General features: G+C 43.1%; 16 protein-coding genes, 1 tRNA gene and 1 pseudogene. 5 read left to right on the top strand and 13 right to left on the bottom strand.

Annotation, left to right across the window (positions count from 1 at the left end):
* Nucleotides 1-629 precede the first annotated feature (629 nt).
* Together ACT8YW_RS14300 and ACT8YW_RS14295 are read left to right on the top strand one after the other, a co-directional pair.
* Nucleotides 630-1,079 (top strand): hypothetical protein, encoded by a 450-nt coding sequence (locus ACT8YW_RS14300; RefSeq protein WP_444105710.1) that lies wholly within the window; start codon nt 630-632, stop codon nt 1,077-1,079.
* Between the two features lie 275 nt (nt 1,080-1,354).
* Entirely contained in the window at nt 1,355-3,916 is a 2,562-nt protein-coding gene (locus ACT8YW_RS14295; protein ID WP_444105708.1) for an outer membrane beta-barrel family protein, read from the top strand.
* 27 nt (nt 3,917-3,943) lie between these two features.
* Here the strand turns inward: ACT8YW_RS14295 and ACT8YW_RS14290 are convergent, their stop codons facing one another.
* The 10 genes and pseudogenes from ACT8YW_RS14290 to ACT8YW_RS14245 form a co-directional block, all read right to left on the bottom strand.
* A complete protein-coding gene (locus ACT8YW_RS14290) occupies nt 3,944-5,317 on the bottom strand; it encodes a glucoamylase family protein (RefSeq protein WP_008024291.1) in 1,374 nt (457 codons plus the stop codon).
* Between the two features lie 48 nt (nt 5,318-5,365).
* Complete coding sequence (gene bglX / locus ACT8YW_RS14285) at nt 5,366-7,675, bottom strand: beta-glucosidase BglX (protein WP_444105706.1); 2,310 nt, start codon at nt 7,673-7,675, stop codon at nt 5,366-5,368.
* 142 nt (nt 7,676-7,817) lie between these two features.
* On the bottom strand, nt 7,818-9,350 hold the full coding sequence (locus tag ACT8YW_RS14280; RefSeq protein WP_049701703.1) for a RagB/SusD family nutrient uptake outer membrane protein: 1,533 nt from the start codon (nt 9,348-9,350) through the stop codon (nt 7,818-7,820).
* Nucleotides 9,351-9,414: 64 nt separating this feature from the next.
* Entirely contained in the window at nt 9,415-12,480 is a 3,066-nt protein-coding gene (locus ACT8YW_RS14275; RefSeq protein ID WP_444105704.1) for a SusC/RagA family TonB-linked outer membrane protein, read from the bottom strand.
* Between the two features lie 248 nt (nt 12,481-12,728).
* Nucleotides 12,729-13,619 (bottom strand): carbohydrate kinase family protein, encoded by an 891-nt coding sequence (locus ACT8YW_RS14270; RefSeq protein WP_444105703.1) that lies wholly within the window; start codon nt 13,617-13,619, stop codon nt 12,729-12,731.
* A 60-nt stretch (nt 13,620-13,679) separates the two neighbouring features.
* Nucleotides 13,680-13,761: transfer RNA gene (locus tag ACT8YW_RS14265), tRNA-Leu, on the bottom strand.
* 73 nt (nt 13,762-13,834) lie between these two features.
* Nucleotides 13,835-14,929, bottom strand: a complete 1,095-nt coding sequence (locus ACT8YW_RS14260) for a S41 family peptidase (RefSeq protein WP_004324492.1) — start codon at nt 14,927-14,929, stop codon at nt 13,835-13,837.
* Nucleotides 14,930-14,943: 14 nt separating this feature from the next.
* Nucleotides 14,944-15,804, bottom strand: coding sequence for a DUF3316 domain-containing protein (locus ACT8YW_RS14255; RefSeq protein ID WP_004299583.1), 861 nt, complete (start codon nt 15,802-15,804; stop codon nt 14,944-14,946).
* Nucleotides 15,804-18,449: a DNA gyrase/topoisomerase IV subunit A gene (locus tag ACT8YW_RS14250; RefSeq protein WP_032848440.1), complete on the bottom strand. Its 2,646-nt coding sequence runs from the start codon at nt 18,447-18,449 to the stop codon at nt 15,804-15,806. The genes ACT8YW_RS14255 and ACT8YW_RS14250 overlap by 1 nt, the downstream gene beginning before the upstream one ends.
* Before the next feature lie 177 nt (nt 18,450-18,626).
* Nucleotides 18,627-18,857 (bottom strand): annotated as a pseudogene (locus ACT8YW_RS14245) (transcriptional regulator); the annotation flags it as partial.
* 35 nt (nt 18,858-18,892) lie between these two features.
* On the opposite strand from ACT8YW_RS14245, the gene ACT8YW_RS14240 reads away from it, so the two are divergent.
* The 3 genes from ACT8YW_RS14240 (at nt 18,893) to ACT8YW_RS14230 (ending at nt 21,376) form a co-directional block, all read left to right on the top strand.
* A complete protein-coding gene (locus tag ACT8YW_RS14240) occupies nt 18,893-19,105 on the top strand; it encodes a hypothetical protein (protein WP_444105700.1) in 213 nt (70 codons plus the stop codon).
* Between the two features lie 103 nt (nt 19,106-19,208).
* Nucleotides 19,209-20,750, top strand: coding sequence for a glycine--tRNA ligase (locus tag ACT8YW_RS14235; protein ID WP_004299629.1), 1,542 nt, complete (start codon nt 19,209-19,211; stop codon nt 20,748-20,750).
* Between the two features lie 11 nt (nt 20,751-20,761).
* Nucleotides 20,762-21,376, top strand: a complete 615-nt coding sequence (locus ACT8YW_RS14230; RefSeq protein WP_117512532.1) for an FKBP-type peptidyl-prolyl cis-trans isomerase — start codon at nt 20,762-20,764, stop codon at nt 21,374-21,376.
* A 129-nt stretch (nt 21,377-21,505) separates the two neighbouring features.
* On the opposite strand, the gene ACT8YW_RS14225 is transcribed toward ACT8YW_RS14230, so the two are convergent.
* The 3 genes from ACT8YW_RS14225 to ACT8YW_RS14215 are packed head-to-tail and all read right to left on the bottom strand — an operon-like array spanning nt 21,506 to nt 23,823.
* Nucleotides 21,506-22,393, bottom strand: coding sequence for a hypothetical protein (locus tag ACT8YW_RS14225; RefSeq protein ID WP_203462889.1), 888 nt, complete (start codon nt 22,391-22,393; stop codon nt 21,506-21,508).
* 28 nt (nt 22,394-22,421) lie between these two features.
* Nucleotides 22,422-23,444 carry a DsbA family protein gene (locus tag ACT8YW_RS14220; protein ID WP_203462888.1) on the bottom strand — a complete coding sequence of 341 codons (1,023 nt, stop codon included), beginning with the start codon at nt 23,442-23,444 and terminating at the stop codon, nt 22,422-22,424.
* A gap of 4 nt (nt 23,445-23,448) precedes the next feature.
* Nucleotides 23,449-23,823 (bottom strand): DUF3244 domain-containing protein, encoded by a 375-nt coding sequence (locus ACT8YW_RS14215; protein ID WP_203462887.1) that lies wholly within the window; start codon nt 23,821-23,823, stop codon nt 23,449-23,451.
* Nucleotides 23,824-23,879: the final 56 nt, after the last annotated feature.

The following is a 23,879-nucleotide window of genomic DNA, read 5'->3' as shown; positions in this document are numbered from 1 at the left end:
AAGACTGTATTGCGTTAGATTAGCCCTTGTAACTATGAATTTAGCTCAAAATCGTATAGGAATGAATCAAATTTTAGGGATATGGCTGTGCTAAACCAAATCCTCCAAGAATTACAATTGAGTCGGCTTGTTGAATATACATAACTTCCAGCATTTATTTCCATATTTCCACCACATTTCAAAAAATATGTATATCTTTGTCATACGCTTTCTGCTCATCAGCGTGATGAAACTAGTAGAAGGCGGTATATATTACTAATTTGAGTATATGTGTATTATCTCTCACCTCTAAAAATAGCAAGTTTAAGTAAAGAGAGATGATGCGACAGATACTCCACGTGAACGGCTGTATATCAACATATCCGTAAGGAATGTGTTATATATAAACGATTGACGTGGGTGTCTGTTGTTATCATTGTCTTTTACGAGGGTATTGCTAGCCTAAGAGGTGGATAATGGTGCAACAGCATTCACGTCTTTTTTGTGTCCGGCCGGTTATGATTACCCCAAAAGTCTAACCTAAACAATTCCCCGTCCGCCCGAAATACAGAAAACGTGGATGCACGTTGTGCCACATAAACAAAATAATATTCCATTTTTATTGTGGAACACATTAAAACAAAAGCATTATGCCAAAATGGATTAGCGTAGAAGAAGCGGCGGCCAAGTATGGAATCAACAAAGAAGTAATCTGGCTTTGGGCGGATATGAAAAGATTCCCGATGTCGTATGAGAAAGGTATCACCACTGTTGATGAAGAAAGCCTTATCGGATTCCTGCATCAGAATAAGGATCGAGTTACAGCCGAGTATATCGACACATTGGAAGACCTATGTATTGAAAAAGCAAATATCTGTAACTTATATGCTGAAATTATTGGCTGTCACGACAAAGAACTCTTGTATCAAAGAGAGCAAATAGCTCGAATGAAAGAGATACAAACAGCTATGAAAAGGCAAAACAGCCGGCTCCGGGATTGTGAGAAAGTGTTCACGAAATATGAAGAGAACTTTAGTACCTGCTGGATTGGAAGAATCTGCGCTCACTTAAGGCGGCTGATACGGTTGATACGACGGTAAATACCATTCTATCTCCTTTTAAATAAGGAATAACCGATACCGTTGAACGGAAATGTCTAAAAGTACTCTTGAATAGAAAATTTAAAGATATCCCTAAACAGAAATGTTTAAAAATACTAGAAATATACTGTAGTAAGATTTTTTATCCATTCGTTTTATATTCTTAACTCCGAAAAATTCGTAAGTGTAGATAAACCAACTACTTTTGGCTCTCGAATTTGCAGCATTTTTGAATGTCTTGCGTCTAATAAACATAAACTAATATATTTCTAGTCATGAAACACAGACTGTTACTACTAATTCTATTCGTATTTGCTATCTCCGTGGCGGGGTGGGCACAAAAATCCACAGCTCCTTCTTATACAGTCAAAGGAGTACTTATTGATTCTTTAACACAAGAGGGAGAACCGTATGCTACCATCAAAATAGCAAAGAAAAATGCTCCGGATAAAGCAGTCAAGATGGCGGTGACTGGGGCGAATGGTAGATTTCAGGAGAAACTGAATGTCGCTGCGGGCAATTACATCATCACTATTTCTTCGATTGGTAAAGCGCCGATAGTAAAGGAATTTACTTTAAAACCGTCCGTGAAGGAGGTTGACTTGGGCACAATGATTTCTTCAGAGGCCAATAACGTATTGAAAGGAGTGGAGGTAGTTGCACAAAAACCGTTGGTAAAGGTAGATGTGGATAAGATTGAATATAATATTGAAGATGACCCGGACTCAAAATCGAACAGTATATTGGAGATGCTTCGGAAAGTGCCTTTGGTAACGGTGGATGGAGAAGACAATGTACAGGTGAACGGCAGTAGCAGTTTCAAGATACATGTAAATGGAAAGCCCAATAATATGATGAGCAATAATCCGAAGGAAGTGCTGAAAAGTATGCCGGCAAACACAATCAAATATATTGAGGTGATAACTTCACCGGGAGCTAAATATGATGCGGAAGGTATCGGAGGTATTCTGAATATCGTCACAGTAGGTTCCGGATTTGAAGGATACACGGCTACTTTCAGAGGAAATGCTAATAATAACGGAGTAGGTGCCGGCACTTACGCAATGGTGAAACAAGGTAAACTGACTGTTTCTGCCAACTATAATTACAATTATAATAATAGCCCGCGCAGCTATTCCGATAGTTATCGCGAAAACTACGAACCGGATAAAGAGAATGAAAAATATCTGGAATCGGAAAGTAGCTCCAAGTCGAAAGGGAATTTCCAGTATGGCAATTTGGAAGCCAGTTACGAGATTGATACGTTGAGGCTGCTGACCGTGGCTTTCGGAATGTACGGCAGTAATGATAAAAGTAACAGTGACGGAAATACGATTATGCACGGAGCTGACCGACAGGATTTTGCGTACCGTTATAGAACCGACAATCATGGAAAAGGGTCATGGTATTCTATCAACGGAAATATAGACTATCAACGTACTTCCCGAAAAAATAAAGAACGGATGATTACGTTTTCTTATAAAATCAATTCCCAACCCCAAACGAATGATTCATATAATACTTATCTGGACATCGAGCCTGATGAGAATAAACTGGATATCATCAAAGAATTGTCATTAAAGAATTTCCATTCGGACGGAAAGACAAATACGATGGAGCAGACTTTCCAGGTGGACTATACTACTCCGATTGGAAAGCTGCATACAATTGAAACCGGTGCCAAATATATTTTCCGACGTAACTCCAGTGATAATCGGTTTTATGAAGCCGAGGGAGCAAGTGAAAACTATGCATATAATGAGAATCGTAGTAGCGAGTACCGTCATTTGAATCATATTCTCTCTGCTTACGCCGGATATACGCTGAAATACAAGGGATTTACTTTCAAACCGGGATTGCGTTATGAGCAAACCATACAAGAGGTGAAGTATCTGGTGGGTCCGGGCGAGAACTTTGATTCAAATTTTAGTGATCTGGTTCCTTCCGTTTCGTTGGGAATAAAACTAGGAAAGACGCAGAATTTGCGTGGTGGATATAATATGCGTATCTGGCGTCCGGGTATCTGGAATTTGAATCCTTATTTCGATAATCAGAATCCGATGTTTATCAGTCAGGGAAATCCGAACTTGAAGAGTGAGAAGAGTCATTCGTTCGACTTGTCTTACAGTAGTTTTACATCCAAGTTCAACATCAATCTTTCTTTGCGTCATTCTTTCAATAACAATGGAATTGAAAGAATCAGCCGCTTGATTACTGATAAAGACGGAGAAATCTTTGAAGGTGGGCATAAAGCTCCCTACGGTGCACTGTATAGCACATACGGTAATATCGGAAAGAGCCGGGAAACAGGATTGAACTTTTATTTGAACTGGAACGCTTCTCCTAAAACGAGAATTTACGTCAATGGACGTGGCAATTATAGCGATTTGCGGAGTCCTGCCCAAGAGTTGCACAATTATGGATGGAATGCTTCTGCTTATGGAGGAATTCAGCAGACCTTACCGGGAAAAGTACGTTTGAGCCTGAACGGCGGAGGTAGCACACCCCGAATCAGTTTGCAGGGAAAAGGTTCAGGATATAGTTATTATAGTTTGGGATTGAGCCGTTCTTTCCTGAAAGAAGAACGTCTTTCTTTGAATATTTATTGCAGCAATGTTCTGGAGAAATACAGAACTTACAATAACCACACAGAAGGAGCTAACTTTATTTCGAAGAGTTCGAGCAAATATCCGAGCCGGTATTACGGTTTCAGTATTAGCTATCGGCTTGGTGAGTTGAAAGCCAGTGTGAAGAAAGCCGCACGAAGCATCGACAATGACGATGTGAAAGGTGGCGGCGGAGGAGGTGGAAACACCGGTGGTGGAGGTGGTCAGTAGACCACTTCCACGCACCGTGGTTCCTACTTATTTCTGTCTCACATCTTGCTTGTTGGTGTTAAAACCAAGTTTGGTCAATCCGGCCTGTACGTCGGGATGGCTCATGAAGAGTTTCCACAATAATCCGCTCCGGTAGTTTTCGATCATGACAGCAATAGGACCCTGGTCGATAGCCAGATAACGTTGCGGATACCAATTGTCCGTTTCGCTGAAAGCATCGTAGAATCCGAAAGGACCGAACACTTTATCTCCCATACCATACAAATGGCGCATTACTTGCATGGAATATTCCGGTGTATAGACAATGGATGAAAGCGCGGCGGTAGGGGAGATTACTCCTTTGTCCTCCTGCTCATTGGGCGAATGAGCCGCATATCCATCGACGGAGTAGCTGGCGGTCAGTCCCCAACAATCCGGTCCGAAACCTTTGTAATGTTTAGGGTTGCGGATGCAGTAAGCACGATTGACTAGTGTCAGGTTGCGCATCTCGTGGAAGTAGCTGGGGCAGTATTCATCTTTTAGTCCCACCGGGTCAAGTCCGAGGAAAGAGTATTGAGCCCAGAAAAGCGGTCCGGCTTCGGTGCCCTGATAGCGGAGGTGCAACTCGATTCCTTCCACTTTATGCGGAGAAACGATGGCTCCGTTCTGTGCCCAACCGTCATGATAGACAGCCGCAGGTACCCCATGGGTAGGAGAAGCAGCAGCAAGAATATACATAATCATACATTCGTTGTAGCCGTGTACAGGGAAATTCATTTCCCAGCCATACGTCGGACTCCAATGCCAGTAAAGAACGTTTTGCCCGCCTTGCCGATACCAGTTCCAGTCGACATCCCGCCAAATCTGGTCGATCCGTTGGGCGAGGGCTTTCTCTTTCTCGTTTCCGTTGACGTAATATTGGTGTACGGCCAGCAGCCCTTGGATGAGGAAGGCTGTCTCTACCAGATCGCCACCATTATCTTTCTGGCCGAATGGTTTCACCTTGCCCGTATCGCCATACCACCAATGAGGGTAAGCTCCGTGGAAACGGTCTGCCTTTTCGAGGAAAGAGACGATGCGTTCCATTCGCGCCAGTCCCTCTTCGCGGGTGACGTAACCACGGTCGATTCCCGCAAGGATAGCCATGATGCCGAAGCCGCTGCCGCCGGAAGTGACTACGTTGGCATCGTTTTCTGGATAAACGCCGTCCACATGATAACGTTCGGGAGCTAAGCCGCTATTCGGCTCGGCACCTTCCCAGAAATAGAGGAAAGTCCGTCGCTGGACGGTATCCATCAGGGCGTCGTCCGATAACGAGTCGGTGGCTGCGGAAAGGTTGTTGCTTTTGCTTTTCCCTTTACAGCTCTGGAAAGTCAGGGCAACGGCGGATAGAAATAGTAACATGAGTGGAAGTGCACTCATTTCTATTATTCTTTTATATTTATCGTTCATAATCAAGGTGATAAAAGTTTAGTTTAACGTGAACTTCGCGGTTTTCACATCACGGCTGTTCGTACCGATCATCACTTCAAAGTCGCCCGGTTCGGCAACCAGTTGCAAGTCATAATTATAGTATCGAAGCATTTCCGGAGCAATCTTGAAACGGACAATCTTCATTTCTCCCGGTTCCAGGAATATCTTTTGGAAACCTTTCAGCTCTTTGACGGGACGGGTACTGCTACCCACAACGTCGCGGATATAAAGCTGTACCACTTCCGAGCCGGGCCATGTTCCGGTATTGGTAACCTCCACTGCGGCGGTCAACGAACCGTTCATGTCCATGGAAGAATGACTCAAGTCGATGTCGCTGTAAGAGAACGTCGTATAAGAAAGGCCGTAACCGAACGGATAAAGCGGATCATTATCCACATCGAGATAGTTGCTGCGGAATTTCTCAAACCATTTGCCATCTTTCAATGGGCGTCCGGTATTTTTGTGCGCATAATAAAGAGGTATCTGGCCGACATTCTTCGGGAAAGTCATGGTCAGTTTTCCACCCGGATTGACGTAACCGAAGAGGGCGTCACCAATGGCGTAAGCGGCTTCACTACCTCCGAACCATACATTCAGAATGGCAGGCACATGCTCCTGTTCCCAGTTCAGCGTAAGCGGACGTCCGGTAAATAACACCAGTACCACCGGTTTGCCTGTCTTTAAAAGTTCTTTCAACAGATTCTGTTGTACGTCGGGAATATTCAAGTCCGTACGGCTGCTGCTTTCACCGCTCATTTCAGAAGATTCGCCTAGCGCTGCGATGATGATATCCGACCGACGGGCTACGTTCAATGCTTCGTCCAGTAACTGCTGGTCGGTGCGGTTGTCACGGTTCAGGGAACGGCCGAACATCGTTGCCCGTTCTTCGTAACTTGCGTCACTAATCAGGTTGCTTCCTTTAGCGTACATGATATTCGCTTTTCCGGCTGTCATCTCTTTCAATCCTTCTACCAAAGAAGGGCAACGGTCGAGCACAGCTGCTACGCTCCATGTACCCGGCATATTGCTACGGCTGTTTGCCAACGGACCGATTACTGCAATATTTCCTTTTGGGTTGAAAGGCAACAACGGATTTCCGTTCGGATTACCGTCGGGACTGTCATTCTTCAGAAGAACGAAACTTTCTGCTGCAATTCTGCGGGCTGCATCACGATGGGCTTTGGTAAAGATGTCGCGTACCGGACGTTTCGGATCGCAATATTTATAAGGATTATCAAACAATCCCAGTTTATATTTGGCTTCCAGAATACGACGGCAAGCCGTATTCAATGTTTCCATAGAGACTTTTCCTTCCTGAACGGATTTCTTCAGTGTCCCTACAAAACCCTCGCTTACCATATCCATATCCACTCCGGCGTTGATGGCACGGGCGGATACTGTCTGAAGATCGCCAATACCGTGATCGATCATTTCTGAAATACCCGTATAATCAGTTACCACAAAACCGTTGAATCCCCACTGTCCGCGGAGAATATCCGTCATCAGCCATTTATTGGCAGTGGCCGGAATACCGTCTACTTCATTAAAAGAAGCCATCACGCTGCCTACACCCGCTTCAACGGCTGCTTCATACGGTAGCATATAATCATTGAACATTCGTTGGCGGCTCATATCCACGGTGTTATAGTCGCGGCCGGCTTCGCCTGCCCCATATAACGCAAAGTGTTTTACGCAGGCCATGATTTCGTCATTCCGTTCCATGTTCTTCCCCTGATAGCCGCGCACCATCGCTTCGGCAATCATGGCACCGAGAAACGGGTCTTCGCCACTACCTTCGGATACGCGTCCCCAACGAGGGTCACGTGAAATATCCACCATCGGGCTGAAAGTCCATGAGATTCCATCGGCACTTGCCTCTACGGCTGCAATGCGGGCAGACTCTTCAATGGCTGTCATGTCCCAGGTGCAAGACAAACCGAGCGGGATAGGGAACATCGTTTCGTATCCGTGAATAACGTCCATCCCGAACAATAACGGAATACCCAGCCGGGAATCTTCCACAGCTTGTTTCTGTACTTCACGTATTTTCTCTACTCCTTTCAGATTGAACAATCCTCCCACTTCGCCTTTCTTGATTTTTGCGGCGATGTCGCTGCTTTTAGCTTGTCCCGTAGTGATCTCTCCGGTGACAGGAAGGTTTAACTGTCCGATTTTTTCTTCCAGCGTCATTTTATTCATCAATACGTCGATGAAACGATCCATATCCTGTGGCGACTTTTGTGCCGACGCGGTTAGAAAACCTGCGGCAAACAACAGGACGGATAGACTTAACTTTTTGTATATCATATTATTATAGTTACTTTTATCTCTATTCATATAAAGTCCTCCTGATGCGTTGAATGTTCGGCACCGAGGAGGACATTGTTCGACACCGAGGAACAGTAGTTTCGGCACCGAGGAAACAACCGTTCGGCACCGAGGAACTTTCTTATTGGTAGTCGGGGTTCTGTACTAACACTCCCTTAGACTTGTCGATCTCTGTCTGCGGCAGTGGAAGCAGTGCGTTTTTGTCCTGATAATTGGTTTTACCGGCTGCGTGCAACACTTCTTTTGCAATGCCCCAACGAACGAGGTCATAGAAACGGTCGAATTCCAACCCTAATTCCACACGGCGTTCGTGGCGGATGGCCTCACGCAATTCTCCCTGATCGGTAGTCGTCACTTTAGGCAATATATTGCTATTGGTGCCTCTGGCGCGTGCGCGTACTTGTTCCAAATAGTCGATTGCTTCACCCGGAATACCTTTTTCATTAGCTGATTCGGCTCCCATCAGCAGTACATCTGCGTAGCGGATCAGACGAATGTTTACCCAGAATCCTTTGTTGGTATATTCTTTACGCAAAGCCGGGTCGGTATAGGCTTTCTTGTTAAAGTAAGCACCCATTGCCGGAGAAACCGGAGATTCGCCGTATGGCTCGTTGGTATTTTCCGGAGTGATAGGCTCGCTGTCCGAGTGGCGGAAGTAGAGTAGGGTGGAATTTTTGCGTGGATCACCCTGTTCGTAGGCTTGCGCCATGTATTCTGTTGCCATGTGCCATCCCCAGCCCAAGTCCCATTGACCTGCTCCGCGCACACCCTGTACTTCACAGAACTGGCTACCGATAACATCGCTTTGAGGAAGGGCGGCAGTGGCTGTACATTGCAACTCGAATATGGAACCTCCGTTATTTTCACCATCATCCGTGAAAATCTCATTATACGGAGTCTTTAAGTTGTAGAGCCCCTTTTTGATGACATCGGTGGAGGCTGTGTACATATTGTTCCAGTCGTTGCGCATCATATAAGTACGCGCGTGTAAGGAACGGGCAGCTCCCCAAGTCAGTCGTCCGGTGTATTCGCTACTCCATGTTTCCGGCAATGACTCTTCTGCTGTTTTCAGGTCCTTGTCAATCTGCTCATAGATTTTATCAGCGGTTGTCTTCGGGATATTGGCTTCCGAAGCGTCGTTGATTTTGTAAGTCACCAAAGGAACTTCGCCGAAAGCTCTTACCAGATTGAAGTAACAATAAGCGCGGAAGAAAGAGGCTTCTCCTTTGTTGATAATATCTTCAGCTTCTGTCTGTCCGGCTGTCTCTTTCTCTGCAATAGCGGTAAGAATGTCATTACATTGGTAAATGATGGCATAATTCCTTCCCCAATAAGCACCCAGCAGGCCGTTGGTCGGTGTGTATACAAAGTCGTCGTACATTTCGGCCACGTCAGAACCGTCACTGGAAATACTTCCTTTTTCCGAGTCTTCGGAACGGAAACAGTGGATGGCAAGCGCAGGAGGTCCGGCAGTGACATCATAGTTACGCATCAGCGTATACACATTATAAATCTTACCGTTGACCAGTGCGTTCGGATTATCATCTTCCGTGAACTGTCCTTGCGGACTACGATCCAGAAAGTCACTACAACTACCTAGAAATAATGTAGTTGAAGTAATAAGGGTTGCAAATATATATTTATTCAGTTTCATATAATGATAGTTTTAAAGATTAAAGTTGTGTTCCGCATGGAAAACTGGCAGTGGCACCTTGTCACTAGAATGTTAGGTTGATACCGAAGGTATAGACTGCAGGTACAGGATAACTGCCGTTATCTACTCCGAATGCGGTGGCAGTTCCTCCAAGTTCGGGAGTATATCCGGTGTTATGTTTCCATGTTTTCAAGTTCTGTATGTTGACATAGACTTTCAGAGCTTGCAGACGTATTTTGGAAATTAAGCTCTTGTCGAACGTATACGCTAACTGTACATTACGGATACGGAAGAATTTGCCGTCCTCAATGTAATAGTCAGAGTTGAGGTTGTTGATGGAATGTTTGGTGTTCAGCAACGGTTGGGTGTTGGACGTACCTTCTCCGTGCCAGCGATCCAGACGTTGTTCCAGGTAGTTGAACTGGGCAAAGTTGTAGTTATCCCATGTACGGAAAATCTTGTTTCCGCCTTGTCCCATCATATCGATGCCTAATGACCAATTCTTGTAGTCTACTCCGAGAGAAAAACCGTAAGTGACCTTTGGAGTCGGGTTGCCTATCATGGTACGGTCTTCCGGGGTGATTTCTCCGTCACCGTTCACATCGGCAAATTTCAGGTCGCCGGGGGTAACAGTGGCCAGTGTATTTTTGGGTGATGCGTCAATATCCGCTTGTGACTGATAAACGCCTGCCGTCTTGTAACCATAGAAATATCCGATTGGATAACCTGCCATTGTGTAACTTTGCTGCTTATCTCCGGCAATGATGGAATATCCTTCCTGAACAAGACTTTTGACCTCATTCTTGATGGTAGTCAGGTTGGCACTGACGGAATATCCCCAATCACCAATCTGATCGCGCCAGGTTACAGCCATTTCCACTCCTTTATTCTGAATCTCTCCCAAGTTACCGATACCGGGGATTGTTCCGGAAATTCCGGGAACTTCGGCTAACAAATCTTTGGTATTCTTCTTATAGTAAACACCCTCAAAATGTAAGCGGTTGCGAAGCAGGTTCGTTTCAAATCCGGCTTCCCAGGCTTCTACTTTTTCCCAACGCAGGTTAGGATTAGGAAGATAGGCAAGCTGGTATCCGGGATAAATGATGGACGGTTTACCGAATACGGCCGAATAAGCATTGGTCAATAAGGGTTCGGCAGGATAGGCTTTATCCAGGTTCTGGTTTCCTAACGTACCGTAAGATGCTTTGATTTTCAACATATCCAGCCATTTGATGTCTTTCATAAATTCTTCTTCAGACATCAACCAACCTCCACCCAGTGAGAAGAAGTTCTGCCATTCATTGCCTGTGTAGGAGAAAGCGGAGGAACCATCCCGGCGGAAAGATCCGTTGAACAAGTATTTACCTTTATAGTTGTAGATCACACGTGCAAGTACGGATAATGTACTGCGTTCCCATTGAGTACTTCCATTGGTAGCGGTAGCTGCATCGCCGATGCTGACAAACCATTTGTCCGGATCATCCGGAATAACCAATCCGACCCCCTGCTTGCGTGCTCCGTCCAATCGGCTCAACGAATTATAATAGGTAGTAAAACCAGCGGTAGCTGTCAGGTTATGATTTCCATTATCAAAGCTGTTGGTGTATGTCAACAGGTAGTCGCTCTGAACTTTGGTTTCATTCTCTTTAAACTGGCTGACCTCGGTCTTGCCTGTTCCCAAAGTAGAGATCCCTCCGTTGACAGCGGCATCGTATACTTTTACGATCGGTGTATACGTCCGTCCGTTGTTCGACGCATAATCCATGGAGAACATCGCTTTGAACGTGAAATGCTTCAGGAAGTCTACCTCACCATAAATGTTACCGGATGCCCGGTAGTTCTCCGCTTTGGTAGTATTCGCTTTCAATTCGACGTCTACCATCGGGTTGTTGATCTGCGCTTTCTGGAATTCGGGCAGAGCCGTATATAATCCGTATTCGTTATTATACACCGGAGCGATAGGAGTTGCACGTAGGGCATTCAACACCTGTTTGGAATCTGCAGGAAGCATACGTGCACCGTTGAATTGGAAACCGACTTTCAAAAAGTCCGTAATCTTATAATCATTACTTGCGTTGATGGTTACCTTATTGAATTTCTCATGCTCGATGTTGCCTTGTTCGTAAGAGTAGCCTACACCCAGGTAAAAACTATGTTTGGGCGAAGCCCCTGTAATACTGATGTTATTGTTTGTAATGAAAGCAGTCTGGAAAATTTCGTCTTGCCAGTCGGTATTGGCATCCCAGCCGGTATAATCGAAAGGGTCATCTTTCTGATTGGCGAGCTGTTCGTTATATAGTTCCTTGAATTGTGAACCATTCACCAGTTTCACTTTATCTACCACTTTCTTGAAACCGAAAGAAGTATTAATATTGACTAGTGTCTGTCCCTCTTTGGCTTTCTTTGTGGTAATGATGATAACACCATTCGCACCGCGAACACCGAAGATAGCCAGAGATGACGGGTCTTTCAGGATTTCCATGGATTCGATGTCCTCCGGATTCAGGAAATTGATGTTGTCATTGAATAATCCGTCGACAATGTACAGCGGTTTATATCCGTTGATGGAGTTTGTTCCGCGAATACGGATTTCCGGGTCCGATCCGGCTCGTCCGGAGTTTACAATCTGCACACCTGCCACTTTCCCCTGAAGGGAAGACAGCGGATTCATTGCCGGTTTGTTGGCTAACTCTTCTCCTTTGACATTGGTGATAGAACCTGTCAAGTCTCTTTTCTTTGCACTACCGTATCCGATAACGACTGTTTCGGCTAGTACTTGTGAATCTTCTTTTAAAGTGACATTGATGACATTCTGTGCCCCCACCTTAATGGTTTGCGAAGTCATCCCCACGTATGAAAATACCAATACGTCCTCCGGAGTGACAGAGATTGAATATTTACCGTCCATGTCTGTGATGGTTCCGGTGGAAGTTCCTTGTACGAGTACCGATGCGCCGATCAATGGTTCATTGGCAGCGTCCGTCACTGTTCCTGTCACCGTCTTTGTCTGTGCAAAGGCTGATGCAGAGGCCAGTAGCAGGCAAACAAGCGTCATGATGCTCCTTGACCTGATGGCTTTTTTCTGAAGATGTTGTAAAAGTCTAGTCCTCATTGCATTAAATTTTTCCATTTGTTATTATTTAGGTTGAAGTCTTTTTTCTGCCGTCTTTTGGCGAGAGTAACAAAGGAAACAAACGAAATTCAAAAAAGATTTTGGAAAAAAGAGGGAATGGTTGATTTTAACACAAAAAGGGAGGTGACTGTTGAAAAAGGTTCAGGCACGAACCGGTGTTGTTCGTGCCTGAATAATGGGATGAGGATTACCCGTCGGGGGAGGTATATCCTATGTATACGTTGTTCGTTCTATGATTTCCTGTTTTAAAACATCTGTTCCGCAGTGGTCATACATTGAATGACATCTTCTTTGCTGCCATTGAAAGGACCTGATTTCTCTATTTTTAAAGTTGACATGGCAGCTGCAAAACGTCCTGCTTCTTCAATGCCGGCTCCTGATACCCGTTGGTATAGATAGCCGATGGTATAAGTGTCTCCACACCCTGTTGCATCTACCACTTCTTTGGGTTTATAAGCCGGAATACGATAGAAGTCTTTTCCGTCGAAAATAAGTGATCCCATGCTTCCCAAGGTGACAAGCACTTCTTTCACGCCCCATTCATATAATTGACGGGCAGCTTCATGCGGATCGGAAAGACCTGTCAGCACTTCCATCTCGTGCTCGTTGACTTTCAGGAAATGGATATATTGCAAAGCTTCCCGCTTATCTGTCCAGTCCACCGGATAGACGTGAGTGTCACGCACTTCACGTAAATAGCCTTGTGAGTCTACTGCAATCAACCCTCTTTGAGATAGTTCTTTGATTACTTCCAATGAGAAGTCGTCAGACAGCAGAGAGCCGAGATGGTAGATTTGTGCATCTATATCTTTCAGCTGACCGGCAATGAACGGATCGGCTTTTGCTAATACACGTTGAGTACGGTCGTCCGGATTGGCGCCATAGATATTCTCGAAGTATACGGAATATTTGCTTGGTAGGGCGGTTACATGAATACCCATTTCACGTAGTTGTTCTACGACGTTCATTTCAGTGGCACCAACGGCTGTTACTAAAGCGTAATCGATGTCGTTAAAATGGCGGATGGCATGTGAACAATAAAAAGCCGTTCCTCCCGGCATATAGACAGTGTTTTGGGGAGTGACTACTTTGTCTAATGTGATGTGACCGATGCAGCAAAGTTGATGTTTCTTCATGTCTAACCAATTAAAAAGCCTCCAAGATAGTATCTTGAAGGCTTCTAGTTTATTTTTTTGTGCGGCTGATAGGACTCGAACCTACACGTCTCACGACACCAGATCCTAAGTCTGGCGCGGCTACCAATTACGCCACAGCCGCATGTGTAGCTTTTTTGTTTAGCGGTGCAAAGATAGGAAGATTTTCTGATTTGGCAAATAATTCGGCAATAAAGTTATTCACTTAAGATTTCGAATGCCTTTTCAATCAGTGGATCTTTCTTTTGTGATTCTATGTCACCCTGCTCTATCCCTTCTTCCAGAATCTTATCCATATTTACATATACATCAGGTTTTATTCCATCCTCCAATGACTTTCCATACTTATCAAAGTGGGGGCTGGCAGAGAAGCGGACGCTCCAGCCATTGGGTAATTCTGATGAAAATGGCAGCCCTGATCCACCACCAGTCTGATCGCCCAGCTGGATGATTCTTTTATCCTCGTTATCATTGTTTAAGCTGCGCATTATGTTAACAAAATCATTTGTGGCACTATAACATCGACGATTGGTTAGTATCACGACCTTTTTTTGCCAACGAATACTGTTGGAGGGTTCTAAATAAATGGGTTCCATCTCTGAGAAATCATTGTGTCCCGGACCTGTCTTATGTTGGATATATCCTGTTAATGCCAGTTTATCAGTGAACCGGGCAGCTATGCGTGAAGAATTGGTTAGATTACCTCCTCCGTTATCACGGACATCGATAATTAGTCCATTGCAGATTTGTAAATAGTAAAGGACCTCATCCAAATTGCCATCTCCAACTCCGGCACTGAAACTTTCATAACGTATGTATCCTATGTTATTGTCGAATATTTTATATTTAAGACCGGCGGATGTGCGATAGCCTGAATTGGCACTACCCAGATAATAGTTATAAAGAATATCTTCTCTATAATTCCAAGGGTAGCCCTGATACCATGCATCGTAATAAGAAATACGACTGGCAGAAGATAGATTGACATGCCCGTCTTTCAAGATATAAAGCATTTGGCTTAGGATGTCGAACAGGTCATCATTGGACATCGACGGAATAATCAGTTTGCTGTATTCGTCATGAACAGCATCCCAGTCAATACCTTTCGTATCCAGGAAACAATACTGTTCGTCAATGATCTTCCATAGTTGTTCGAAATTACCTCTGGGATCATTGGCGTAGTCATCTTCCCCAATGCAACCAGTCAGCACCGGAAGGCAGCAGAGCAGCCAAAGTATTTGTCTAATCTTATTTCTCATCATTAATTGATCTCTCACTTGAAGTTTCAACATTAAATTTTGTTCTCTTAGTAAGCTCTAACCGATGAAGGAAGAGCGGTTCCTTTCTTATTTCGGATACGGTATAGGTCTTTCACAAATCCTACCATGAATACGTGTGAGTAGGTATGTGTCTTGATATTGTTAACGTTGGATTGCTGCAAATCAGCCAGGTAGCTGAAGCGCATTTTGGTATATCCTATCGGCAGGTCGACGGAAAGCATCTGTCGCAACGAAGGTTGATTGTGCAGGGAGGTAAATTTTATTACTCCACTCGAATTTCCCAAAGAGAATATCTCATAATAAGATTGTCCGTAGTGGGGAGAGAACATCACTCCCATAACCGGCAGATTGACCTGATAACGAAGCACCATCGGATACCGTTTGATTTTCAGGTGCCAAATAGCCATTCCGGAGGCATCCAGATTGACGTATGCCCGTGCGGATGCCGGATTGTTGGTGTTCCGGAGATTATAGACAAAGCCTCCGTTGACATCTATCAATCCTCCGGCTAATAATTTGAAATTATCTGTCAGGCGGAACTGGTAATGTAATCCATAGTTCCAGTTGACTAATCCGGAGAAAGTGTTATTGTTATCGGCCCGGTTGTGCGTATAGCTGATGTTTGCCTGAAAGAAGTTCTGCACAGATACATTTCCATCAAACAACTTGGTCATCCGAATCAATTCACGGGAAACACGGAAGTCGATTCCTTTGTATTCCTGCGGTGAAAGATAGGTGTCGAAAACGTTAGTAAATCCGACACCATACATGGTGGCACGTGTTACATACCGATGGGCTTGCAGACTGTCGATCTGCGCTTGTAATCTTGTGCAAAGGGCGAACAGGATGCAACCTGTCAGCCCCAGGTATATTAGTTTTTTCTTCATCAGAATAATTTCATCTGCCCGGTGATTTCATCAATAATGTCGCCTTCGCTCTTGCCGCTGTCCGGGTCCAGATTTTCCGGCTCCTCTTCAGGAACTTCCTGTTGTTCTTGTGAGGGTTCGGGGAAGCGAGTTGGTTCAAGCTCATTGATCGTCTCCACTGCATAGGTAGTGATACGTTTTCCCTTGGCTTTGAAACCTTTGACAGCAATGAATTCATCCGCATCGATATTCAACGGATCACGGAAATTGTCGTGTCCGCCAAATATGACTTCCAGACGAGGATAGTACTCGTCGGTCAGCAGGATCAGACGGTTGTTCTTATTTTCTCCTAAGTAGTTCTGTTTACGGTTGGAGGCCTCAAAACAGAAACGTTTCAGATACGGATAATTCTGTTGGTCGGCATCGTAAAGCGCGGCAGTCCATATCTTGTTAGGATCAAATTTCTCCACGATGCTTACATTATCTTCATAGTGGTTGCTCAAGTCGAAGTTGGTAGTATAGAAATCACCGTTGTTCAGAACAATCAATATGCTGTCGTCGCTTTGGAACTCACCCAGATATTCACCTCGTCCGTCATAGTTGAGGCGGAGTATGTCACGGTCAAACCATACTTTACGTCCACCGAGCGTAGAACCTCCTTTTTGTTTCAGGGATATCTTATGTACCGGCAAGCGGGTGAGAATCACACCTCGTGCCTGACGTCCCTTGATGCTGACCTCACTGAAATCATGCTCGAAGATGATACGGCGTACACGGGGATTCGGTTTCAGTGTCACCTTGATGATTTCGGCTTCTCCGTTCGGATTAGCACTGAAATAGGTAATCCGTGATTCGGGAGTTCCCTGTGTGACATCATATTCGCGGTCGCGAACTACAGAGGTCACGGCGAAACGTTTTACGTATGTCGTTCCTTCTTTTCCGTCGCGGTAGGCTACATTGTAGATCGTACGTTTATCGTTCTTCTTGAATACATTGACATAGAGAACGTTTTTGCCGACGAATTTCTTGTCGGCAACGGGAGTAACGATATACTTACCGTCACGGAAGAAGATAATGACATCATCGATATCCGAACAACATGCTACGAACTCATCTTTTTTCAAGGCTGTTCCGATAAATCCTTCTTCGCGGTTGATATAAAGTTTCTCGTTTGCTTCTACTACTTTGGCAGCTTCGATGGTGTCGAAGTTACGCAGTTCCGTACGGCGCGGGAAGTTCTTGCCGTATTTGTTTTTCAACATCTGATACCAGTTGACGGTATAATCTACGATGTGAGCCAGATGATTATCAATCTCGGCCACTTCTTCTTTCATTCTGGCAATCAGTTCATCCGCTTTGTCCGAATTGAATTTCAGAATACGTCCCATTTTGATTTCCATCAGTTTGAGAATATCCTCTTTGGTGACTTCACGGATAAATTTCGGATAATAAGGCGTCAGGCGTTCGTCAATATGAGCACAAGCTGCGTCCATATCTTTGGATTGTTCGAACTCTTTGTCCTTATAGATGCGTTCTTCGATAAATATCTTTTCGAGCGAAGCAAAGTGCAATGCTTCCAGTATTTCGTTTTTCTTGATTTCCAGCTCCTGCTTTAGCAAATCCAGCGTGTTGTCTGCCGACTTTCTCAAGACTTTGCTGACAGTGAGGAAATGAGGTTTACTGTCGTCAATCACACAGCAGTTGGGTGAGATACTTACTTCGCAATCGGTGAATGCGTACAATGCATCGATTGTTTTGTCCGATGATGTACCTGGTGCCAGATGCACTAATATTTCTACGTTGGCAGCTGTGTTGTCATCTACCTTGCGAATTTTGATTTTTCCTTTATCAACTGCTTTCAGGATAGAGTCGATCACTGTTGAAGTGGTTTTTCCATAAGGGATCTCTGTGATTGCAAGTGTTTTGTTATCAATCTTGTTGATCTTGGCACGTACTTTCACTGCTCCGCCACGTTCTCCGTCGTTGTATTTGGCTACATCGATCGAGCCGCCTGTCTGGAAATCGGGATACAGTTGGAATTCTTCCCCCCGCAGATAGCTGATGGAAGCATCACAAAGTTCGTTGAAGTTATGCGGCAATATCTTGGAAGAAAGTCCAACGGCGATACCTTCCACTCCCTGCGCCAGTAATAACGGGAATTTCACAGGAAGAGTGACTGGTTCCTTATTTCGTCCGTCGTATGACAATTTCCATTCGGTAGTTTTGGGATTGAAGACAACATCCAGCGCAAACTTGGATAAACGCGCCTCGATATAACGGGGAGCAGCCGCACCGTCTCCGGTGAGAATATTACCCCAGTTACCCTGACAGTCAATCAACAGGTCTTTCTGTCCCAACTGTACCAAGGCATCTCCGATAGAAGCATCCCCGTGCGGGTGGAACTGCATGGTGTGTCCCACAATATTTGCCACTTTGTTATACCGCCCGTCATCCAGACGTTTCATAGAATGCAGGATACGACGTTGCACAGGCTTTAAACCGTCATTGATGTGAGGTACGGCACGTTCCAGAATAACATATGAAGCATAGTCCAGAAACCAATTCTGGTACATGCCTGTTAACTGATGTTTTACGCTTTCGTCCCGCGCGTCCGCTGGTTTGTAGTCTGAATGTTCTTCCGTTATCTCGTTGATTTCGTCACTCATAAAATTCGTATATACTATAATTTTAACGCATACGCACGCAAAAATACAAAAATAAAAGAGATTTCGATGAAAAACGGTGAATATTCCGTGTGTTAAAAGGGTATAAATCAGCTTTACGAAAGGAAAACAGAAAGGCATATCTTTGATAGGATATGCCTTTCTGTAGAATTATAACCCGTCAGACCAGACTACTCCTTTAACACCGAAATAAGCAAAATTGCGAAACATTCTTTTGGCAAAAAACTGGGCTGCCATTCTTCCCGTACCTTTATAATCACCTGTCAGATTAGAGTAAGTGACGCTCCGGTGATGGTAGTTTTGTAGTACTACCGGAATATTCAGCTCCTTCTGCAAATCGATCGTATCGTTATTCCACTGACCGATAATGGCGTCGGCTTTCCATTCTTTCCTTTTATAATAGAAATGTAGAGGTTGATTTTTATTTGCCTGATATAGGAGTGGCTATACAGGTCTGTTATACCATGAATCTCTCTGATGAGACTTTCCAACGGAAAGTTCAGGCATTAGTAAAATTGAATAAGGTATTTGAATGTCGGCAGTTATTGATAATAACGTATGACGATGAAGAACGGATTGAGTTGGAAAAATGTGCGATTGAGGTAATACCGGTTTGGAAGTGGTTGTTGGGTAAATAAGATAAATTAATACCCTCCCTGTCTTATTTATGAGATAAATCCCTATCTTTGTGGCACTTTTTACGAAAAAAGCAAATTCAAATTAATAGATATAGAAAAGAAAATGGCACAAGAAGACGTTTTTAAGAAGCTTGTATCGCACTGCAAAGAGTATGGTTTCGTATTCCCTTCGAGCGATATCTACGACGGACTAGGCGCTGTGTATGACTACGGTCAGATGGGCGTTGAATTGAAAAATAACATCAAGAAATACTGGTGGGACAGCATGGTGCTGTTGCACGAGAACATTGTCGGTATCGACTCTGCCATCTTTATGCATCCTACTATCTGGAAGGCTTCCGGACACGTAGACGCATTCAATGACCCTTTGATTGACAATAAAGACTCTAAGAAACGTTATCGTGCTGACGTGTTGATCGAAGATCAACTGGCTAAGTATGACGATAAAATCAATAAAGAAGTAGCGAAAGCTGCCAAGAGATTCGGCGAATCTTTTGATGAGGCTCAATTCCGTTCTACCAACGGACGTGTATTGGAGCATCAGGCAAAACGCGACGCACTTCACACTCGCTTTGCTAAAGCTCTGAACGACGGTAATCTGGAAGAATTGCGTCAGATCATTATTGATGAAGAAATCGTATGCCCGATCTCCGGTACAAAGAACTGGACAGAAGTTCGTCAGTTTAATCTGATGTTCTCTACTGAAATGGGTTCTACTTCCGAAGGAGCCATGAAGATTTATCTTCGTCCGGAAACTGCACAGGGTATTTTTGTAAACTATCTCAATGTACAGAAAACGGGTCGTATGAAAGTACCTTTCGGTATCGCACAGATTGGTAAGGCTTTCCGTAACGAGATCGTTGCCCGTCAGTTCATCTTCCGTATGCGTGAGTTCGAACAGATGGAAATGCAGTTCTTTGTAAAACCGGGAACTGAACTTGACTGGTTCAAGAAATGGAAAGAAATCCGTCTGAAATGGCATAAAGCTCTTGGATTCGGCGATGCAAGCTATCGTTATCACGATCACGATAAACTGGCTCACTACGCAAATGCCGCTACTGATATTGAATTCCTGATGCCGTTCGGATTCAAAGAAGTGGAAGGTATTCACTCTCGTACTAACTTCGACTTGTCTCAACATGAGAAGTTCTCCGGCAAGAGCATCAAATACTTCGATCCGGAACTGAATGAGTCTTATACTCCGTATGTAATCGAAACTTCTATCGGTGTTGACCGTATGTTCCTTAGCATCATGAGCGCGTCTTATTGCGAAGAACAGCTGGAAAATGGTGAAAGCCGTGTGGTTCTGAAATTGCCTGCTGCTTTGGCTCCGGTGAAACTGGCAGTTATGCCGTTGGTGAAGAAAGACGGTCTGCCTGAAAAAGCCCGTGAAGTTATTGACAGCCTGAAGTTCCACTTCCATTGCCAATATGACGAAAAGGATAGTATCGGTAAGCGTTATCGCCGTCAGGATGCTATTGGTACTCCGTACTGTGTAACAGTCGATCATCAGACATTAGAAGATAACTGCGTGACATTGCGTAATCGCGATACCATGCAACAAGAGCGTGTAGCTATCTCTGAACTGAATAATATCATCGCAGACAGAGTAAGCATCACTTCTCTATTGAAAACTTTACAATAAAACTTTGACGAATGAGTAAAAAGATCTATTTATTCTCCTTAGTATTGCTGGCTCTTGCATTCACTGCTTGCAGTGAAACGGAAGAGACGGGCAAATATGATAACTGGCAGGCACGTAATGAAGCTTTTATAGATTCAATAGCCAATGCTCATGCAAATACCGCTACACGTGGTCAGTTGGATTCTATTCATATGATTGCATATCCTGGAGTTCCTATCTATTTTAAAAAGAAAACTCCTGTGGGAGATGGGGTGATTCAAAATATTATCCCGCGGGCAACAGATGAGGTTACTGTATATTATAAAGGTTCTTATATCATTTGGGGTAATACTGGTGGTTATGTTGATAAACAAGATAACTTTATAGGGGAAGCGTTTGATGGCTCTTTTACTGAAGCGAATCCTAGCATTGATTTTTCAAGAACTGCGAACTTAACAATTAATGGGCTTGTGACTGGTTTGTCAGAGGTATTGCAACGAAGAAAAATTGGTGAACGTTTGGAAGTGTATGTTCCATGGAAATATGGTTATGGTAGTAGTGATTATACTCCAAAAGGTTCTTCGATTACTATTTTAGGTTATTCAACTTTAGTATTTGATGTTCAAATGTTAAAGTGCGAAAAATAATCACTTATTACCATTAAAATAAAGTTCCCTTATTCTAATCCTATTTCATCTATGGCAAAGGATAGAATAAGGGAACTCATTATTTATATAGTACTGGTTTAGGTATGATTTTTATTCTATGAATTATTTCTAAATCTGAATTATCTCGTATCTTGTATTTCTGCCAGGAGTAATGCCATAAAAATCTTTTTCTGCTGGTAAATCAATCCCTTTGGGATTATTTATTCGACTCCACATAATAGCATGATTAGCATTTTTTCCGTTTTCATCATCAATCCATAAAATATTATGGGGCCCAGGTATTGGAGCAGTTCCAAGTACCCCATATTTGAATGATAATTTACCAGAAATTACCCCTCCGATTTTCCAAAAGAAACCGGTGTTTTTATCGAAATAATTTGGACCAAATGAGACTAAACCTGCATTGTTTATAATATGATTTTTGTTATTATGGTCTTCATTATCGTGATGCCGCTTAACTACATACATGTTATCCAAATACAAACTTGGTTGATAAAAAGCTAATACTCCGCCAGTTGCATAGCCTGCAGGTATAACACAAAAGTGAAACTCTACATTCCCATTTCCATCTACTCTAGTTGCTCCTATATTTCCTGTTGAATGTGTATCTCCACCATCTTCACAGTCCATAAAGTATACAAATTCACGATATCCCCCGCAGGTTTCATACTTAAAAACTCCCTCCATATTAACTGCCCTTGTGTATGCTCCTGCCTCCGTCCTTGTACGAATATTATCGGAGAATTGGATTTGAGCAATAGAATCTTGTATGGCTTTAATAAGCCATGGCTCTGCAACAGTTTCTTCTTGTGTTGTTGGGGTTAGTTCATCTTTTTCCTTTTTTAATTCATCAAGAGAATAGCCTTTTAAGACTAGTTCATAGTCGTTGATCATGTTTGCCAACTCTTTCTCATTAGTGTTTATGTCTTGCAGATCTTCATCTGAAGCGCAAGATGCTAATAAAGCACAGAAACATAAAAAGATAATTTTCTTCATAATACATTTTTTTAATTCGTTAATAATGTTATTTTGAAAGTTCTTCATCAATAAGATGACAGATTTCCTCTTTTGAATTGGAATCAACGATTAGGCGTCCATTGATGATAAGTGTTGGTGTTGCATACACTCCAAGAAGCACTAATTGATTGATTGTGTTTTCAATTGCTTTTTTCCCGTCGTTACTTGCTATGTCATTTTGGAATTTGTTTATGTCCATAGACATATTGTGAGCTATTTTGAATACGGCTGTGGAATCAATATATCCTCTATATGCATATAATGAATCTTGGAATTCCCAGAATCTATTTTGCTTGTTCGCTGCGTCACTTGCTATTTCAGCGAATGTTGGCATTGCCGAATAGTGGATATATCCAAATTTTACTTTATCTTTATATTCTTCATATATTGAATTGTAAAGGGAATGAGCATTAATACAGGATTCACAATCAAAATCAGATATTATAATGACAGAGACTTCTGATTTTAGATTGCCCCTGTAGTAGGTATGCAGGTTATCTAGGTCAACTCTTGGACTCTTTGGAGGATAGAGATATTTAGTTATCTTTTTATTCCTTTTTAGTGAGTCCAGTAAATTGTTGACAATAGCTCCTTTCAAATGAAATGAGCGCGTGGCTTTACCGGTAGGAGAATCTATTGCTACGCTATATATACTTTTTCCTCGAAATTCTGTAATTGATTCTAGTCTGTACCGTTTTAAAAGAGAATCTATTCCGCACTGTTTTATTTGAGCGTTTGTATAATCATCTATATATTCTAGATAACTCATCTGTTTCTTGTTGGCTTCTTTCTGTAGTAGTTTGACATTTATCAATTGCTCAAGAGCTTTTTTCTTGATTTTATGAATTCTGCAAAGCTCGTCATAAAGTTCTTGCTTTATAATTGTATTTATTTCATTGGCATATATTACTTCTCCATCAAGTTCAGCTATTATATCTTTTTCGTTGTGTTTGGAACTCCGATGAGAATTACAAGATGCATAAAATAATACTATCAGCGTGGCTGATATATAGTATAGAGTAAGTCTCATAATATCAATCAATTGTAAATATTCCAGTTGTGAACCACGAAGACGTTGATATTTCAAGAGTGTATTCAGCCTTTTTATCTTCTTCGGATAAATCAATGAGTCTGACTTTCTCTAAAGATATAATCTTTTCATAGTAGATTGTTTTTCCAGTTTCAGAATTAATGATTGTGATTGTTACATCTTTGGATGGATGCTCAAATTCAACCTCTAATAATGAATTGTTTATATACACTCGCACAGGATCGGGGTGGTTAGTAGAGCGATGCTCTATCGGTTGTCTAACTTTCATCTTTATTTGTCTTCTTGTGTCTGATGGCATTGAAAAGATAAAGCTAGAGCAAAGAACCATGAATGTGAATAAAAGTAGATTTCGTTTCATAATAGTTTTATTGTTATTGATTTTCAGCAAAAGTAGGATGATTTGCTATATGTTAC

Origin of the sequence: Bacteroides sp., assembly GCF_052357945.1 — a bacterium.
GTDB lineage: Bacteria > Bacteroidota > Bacteroidia > Bacteroidales > Bacteroidaceae > Bacteroides.
The sequence above is the reverse complement of the archived record's forward strand: the minus strand, read 5'-3'. Positions and strand labels throughout refer to the sequence as shown.